Origin of the sequence: Mycobacterium sp., from assembly GCF_008709575.1 — a bacterium.
In the GTDB taxonomy this organism is placed as follows: domain Bacteria; phylum Actinomycetota; class Actinomycetes; order Mycobacteriales; family Mycobacteriaceae; genus Mycobacterium.
Map to the genome: position 1 here is coordinate 1 of NZ_VYIK01000145.1, position 1,469 is coordinate 1,469.

The 1,469-nt window shown below is 74.2% G+C and carries 1 pseudogene; it reads right to left on the bottom strand.

Going from position 1 to position 1,469, the window contains the following annotated elements:
- A pseudogene (locus tag F6Q13_RS17355) lies at positions 1 to 1,208 on the bottom strand (PE family protein); the annotation flags it as partial.
- Positions 1,209 to 1,469: the final 261 nt, after the last annotated feature.

Below are 1,469 nucleotides of genomic sequence, written 5' to 3' on the forward strand. Positions count from 1 at the left end.
AAGTCGCGCGCACGGGCTCCTGCTGCCCCTGGGTGTCCTGGCTCGCCGTTTCCGCCGGCCCCGCCGGTACCCCCGGCCCCGCCGGCCCCGCCGTTGCCGCCGGTTCCGCCGGCCCCGCCGTTACCGCCGGCGGCGGTGCTGCCGCCGTCGTAACCGGCCCCGCCGCCACCGCCGGTACCGCCGATGCCCCCGTCACCGCCCGTACCCGCGTTGCCACCGGCCCCGCCGGTCCCGCCGTCGCCGATGATCAGTCCGGCAGCCCCGCCGTTGCCGCCGGCTCCGCCGTTGCCCCCGACACCGCCGACGCCGCCGGCCCCGCCGGCTCCGCCGGGCCCGCCCGCACCGTCGTGAACACCGGCGACTCCCGGTGTGCCGGCCGTGCCGGTCGAACCGGGAGTCCCGGTCACCCCGGTCGCCCCGGCGCCACCGGCCCCGCCGGTGCCGCCGTTGCCGAACAAGCCTGCGGCTCCGCCGTTACCGCCGACCCCGCCGGTCCCGCCGGCGACGGTGGCGGCTCCACCTGCTCCGCCGTCCCCGCCGTCGCCCAGCAGCAGCCCACCGGTGCCGCCGACTCCGCCGGGAGCACCGGGAGCGCCGATTCCGCCGGTGCCGCCGTCACCGATCAGCCCGGCCGATCCGCCGATTCCGCCGGCCCCGCCGTCGACCCCGGCCACCCCGGTGGTCCCGGTGCCCCCATTGCCGGCCAGGAAGCCGCCGTCGCTGAGGTTGCCGAAGAATCCCGCATCGCCTAACAGCGAGTTGTTGACCCCGGTGAAGTCGTCGATGCCGTTACCGATCAAGTCCCGCCCGAACAAAAACACGGAGGGCGCGTTGATGATCGGATCCAGGGCTTCGCCGATCGGGCTGGTGATGTAGTCCTGGATCAGCCCGTTGACCGCGGTGTTGAAGCCGCTGAGCGCATAGACGAACGCCTGATCCACCGGGTACAGCGTGGAGGCGGGGACGGCCGCCCCCGCATCGGCGACCGCGCCGCCCACCTCGGGCACCCCGGCGCCGACCGCCGCGGCCGCGCTCATCAGCGGGTCGATGAGCGGGTCTAGGAGCATATCCAGCACGTCGGCGCGCGCCGCCGGAATCCCCGGGCTCAGCACCGCCGCGGCCATCGCACCCGCCGCTGCGCCTACCTTGGCCACTCGCCCGGCCCTGCGCACGCCCGGAAAACGCCGCCGGTATGTCTGTCGTGCCATCGGGTGTCCACCTTCCACCCAGCAACCGCTCCACTGCAGTCACCATAAGCTGACATCTGGCTGCCCTGGCATCGATAAGCACGATTAGGGCTTTGTGTCGCGTACACCGCACCCACCGCGAGTGTGTTCGGCACAGTCCCGGGCAGGCCTAGGAAACGGGGGATCCCGGCACCGGATACGACGGTTGGGTGACCGGGTTGCTCGGGCACCACGGGTTGCGCGGCACGCCCTCGCACGGGTTGGGCATGGTCGGCTGGGCGG